General features: G+C 74.5%; 2 protein-coding genes. Both read right to left on the reverse strand.

All coding sequences use genetic code 11. The features are described 5' to 3' along the window. Positions 1–43: 43 nt before the first annotated feature. Positions 44–646 carry a sarcosine oxidase subunit gamma gene (locus ACWGKQ_RS51940; protein WP_453299140.1) on the reverse strand — a complete coding sequence of 201 codons (603 nt, stop codon included), beginning with the start codon at positions 644–646 and terminating at the stop codon, positions 44–46. Continuing rightward, a partial coding sequence (locus tag ACWGKQ_RS51945) for a 2Fe-2S iron-sulfur cluster-binding protein (protein WP_453299141.1) occupies positions 639–3,472 on the reverse strand: 2,834 nt, incomplete at its 5' end. The genes ACWGKQ_RS51940 and ACWGKQ_RS51945, both read right to left, overlap by 8 nt.

Consider the following 3,472-nt stretch of genomic DNA (forward strand, 5'->3'; position numbering starts at 1 on the left):
GGCCGGCACCCCGGATGGGTGCCGGCCCGCCGCTCGTGGTGGCTCAGACGTATTCCACGGCCGCGTCCAGCAGCCAGTCCACCAGGTAGCCGGCGAAGGACGAGCGCACCAGGACCCAGAAACCGGCCCTGGTCTCGTCCCGGGCGACCAGGACCACCTGGGCGCGGGACAGTGTGGTCTGGGCGCAGCGGCCGGGGCCGAAGGCCCGGGGGTGGAGGTCCAGGGCGCAGCCGTGGGCGAGCAGGTCGCGGGCGCGCGGGCCGCCGACCAGCAGGGTGGTGCGCTGGGCGGACACGTCGGTGACGGCGAGCGGTTCGTCCCCGGCGGCCGTACGGATCCCGCTCTCCAGGTCCCGCTCGGTGCCCGGCCGGCCCACCACCAGCCATTCGTCGGGGCCGAGCCACACCGCGGTCACCTCCCCCGCGTGCACCACGGTGTCGGGTTCCAGGGGGAGTTGGAGTCCGAGGGCCAGTCCCACGGCGTCCGCCGCCGGGCTCTTGGCGTCGAGGCGGACGTTCACCTGGGCCAGGAACGGGAGTTCGGCCAGCCGGAGCGCGCCCTTGGAGGCGCGGGTCACGGCGGCCAGGCGGGGCGCGGCGGCGGCCAGGGGGCTGCGCGGCCGTGCGGTCGGGGCGGTGTCAGCCATCGCGGCGGGCTCCCTCGGGGTCGTAGAGGACGGGACCGGCGACGGTCACCGGCAGCAACTGGTCGCCGACGGGGGCGTAGAGGCGTTCGCCGATGCGGTCCCGGCCGCCCTTGACCAGGGCGAGTGCGAAGGTCCGGCCGAGCGCGGCGCTGCGGTAGCTGGAGGTGACGTGGCCGAGCATCGGCACCGGCGGGGCGGGCAGTTCGCCGTCGGCGACCAGGTGCGTGCCCTCCGGGAGGAAGGCGCCGGGGTCGTCGGTGAGCAGGGCGACCAGGTGCTTGCGGTCGGGGCGGACGGCGTCGGCTCGGGCGTAGGAGCGCTTGCCGATGAAGTCGGGCTTCTTCTTCGACACCGCCCAGCCCATGCCGAGGTCCTGCGGGGTGACCGTGCCGTCGGTGTCCTGGCCGACGATCGGGTAGCCCTTCTCGGCCCGCAGCACGTGCATGGTCTCGGTGCCGTACGGGGTGATGCCGTACGGCGCCCCCGCCTCGTGCAGTGCCTCCCACAGCGCGACGGCCTGCCAGGGCGACACGTTGATCTCGTAGGCGAGTTCGCCGGAGAAGCTGATCCGGCACACCCGGGCGGCGATGCCGGCGACGGTGGCCTCCCGCCAGGCCATGAAGGGGAAGTCCGCGTTGGACACGGCCAGTTCGGGTGCGAGCGAGCCGAGGACCGCGCGGGACTCGGGGCCGACCAGGGCGACGGTCGCCCAGTGCTCGGTGACCGAGGTGCAGTGCACCCGCAGCTCCGGCCACTCGGTCTGCAGCCACTCCTCCATCCAGTCCAGGACGGCCGCCGCGTTGCCGGTCGTGGTGGTGACCAGGAACCGGTCGGGGGCGAGCCGGATGACCGTGCCGTCGTCGAACACCATCCCGTCCAGGCGGCACATCACGCCGTAGCGGATCATGCCGACCTTCAGGTTGCTCATCATGTTCGTGTAGAGCCGGTCGAGGAAGAGCGCCGCGTCCGGGCCCTGGACGTCGATCTTGCCGAGGGTGGAGGCGTCCATGAAGGCGACGCCCTGCCGGGCGGCGCGGCACTCGCGGAGCACGGCGCTCTCCATGTCCTCGCCGTCCCGCGGGTAGTACCAGGGCCGCTTCCACTGTCCGACGTTCTCGAAGAGCGCGCCGTGTTCTACGTGCCAGTCGTGCAGGGCCGTGGTGCGGATCGGGTCGAGCAGGGCGCCCCGGTCGCGGCCGGCGAGGGCGGCGAAGGAGACGGGGGTGTACGGCGGCCGGAAGGTGGGCAGGCCGAGCGCCGAGACGTCCACGCCGAGGAGTTCGGCGACGACACCGCTCGCGAGCACGCCGCCCGTCCTGCCCTGGTCGCCCGCGGTGCCGGCTGTGGTGTAGCGCTTGGTGTGCTCCACCGAGCGCAGGCCCGCGCCGGTCGCACGGGCGAGGTCCTCCACCGTGACGTCACGCTGGAGGTCGACGAACCGGGGGGCCTCGCCGGGGACGGTGAAGACCTGCATGGGCGGGGTGTACGGCTGTGGGGCCACGGCGGGAAGGGCGGGAGTCCCGGCGGTGTAGCCCTCCGCCTCCACCGCGCGGGTGCCGGCCGCCGTGCCCTGGACGAGGGCCGTGACGAGGTCGAACGCCCCGTTCGCGGCGCCCGCGACCGCCACCGCCTGACGGCAGCTGTCGGGCACGAACGTGCCGAGCACCTCGTCGTGACGGAGCTTGCCGCCCGCCTGGCTGAACAGGTGGGCGACCGGGTTCCAGCCGCCGGAGACGAGGAGCAGGTCGGCGGCGAACTCCCGCTGTGGGGTGGTGGATTCGTACGGCGCGACGGTCACGGCGGTGAGACGGTCCGCGCCTTCCGTACCGGTGACCGCGTGGCCGGCCAGTACCTCGATCCCGGCGGTCCGGGCGCGTTCGGCCCACTCCCCGGGGTCGGGGCGGGTGTCGACGATCGCCGCGACGTCCACTCCGGCCGCCGCGAGGTCGAGGGCGGCCGCGTAGGCGCTGTCGTTGGTGGTGAACACGACCGCCCGGCGGCCGGGGAGGACGGCGTACCGGTGCAGATACGTCCGCGCCGAGGCCGCCAGCATCACGCCGGGGCGGTCGTTGTCCCCGAAGGCGAGGGAGCGTTCGTGGGCGCCGGTGGCGAGGACGACGTGCCGGGCGCGGATCCGCCAGACGCGTTCGCGGGAGACGTGCTGCGGGGCGTCGGCGCCGAGGTGGGTGGTGCGGCGCTCCACCGCGAGGAGGTGGTTGTCGTCGTAGTGGCCGAAGACGGTGGTGCGGGTCAGGACGCGTACCTCGGGGGCGGCTTCGAGGCGGGCGCGGGTCGCCGCGACCCAGTCGAGGTGCTCGCCGGTGCCGAGGAGGCTGCCGCCGGGTTCCGGTTGGTCGTCGGCGAGGATGACGCGGGCGCCGGTGGTGGCTGCCGCGGCCGCTGCCGCGAGGCCGGCCGGGCCCGCGCCGACGACCAGGAGGTCGCAGTGGGCGTGTACGGCGTCGTAGCGGGCCGGGTCGGGGGTGGTGGCGAGGCGGCCCTGGCCGGGGAGGCTGGTCGCCACCAGGCCGTCGTGGAGTTCGACGGTGGTGGCGGGGAGCATCGGCTCGGGGAAGGGGGCCTCGATCTGGACCACCGCGTTGGGTTCCTCGACGCCGGCGGAGAAGATGCCGCGGGGGCGGCCGAGTCTGATGCTGGTGGCGGCCTGGACGACGCCGTTGGCGAGGAGGGCGGAGGCGAGGGTGTCGCCTCGGTAGCCCTGGTAATCGGTGCCGTCGAAGGTGAAGGTGAGGGGGGTGGTGCGGTCGATTCGGCCGCCGGTGGGGGTGCGGAGAGTATGGTCGCCCCCGCCGCCCCTACCCGTCC

The sequence above is a fragment of the Streptomyces sp. NPDC054770 genome, assembly GCF_053611985.1.

Excerpts from the sequence above, each read along its gene's own strand:
- ACWGKQ_RS51940 (WP_453299140.1), bottom strand. The coding sequence starts at position 646 with ATGGCTGACACCGCCCCGACCGCACGGCCGCGCAGCCCCCTGGCCGCC.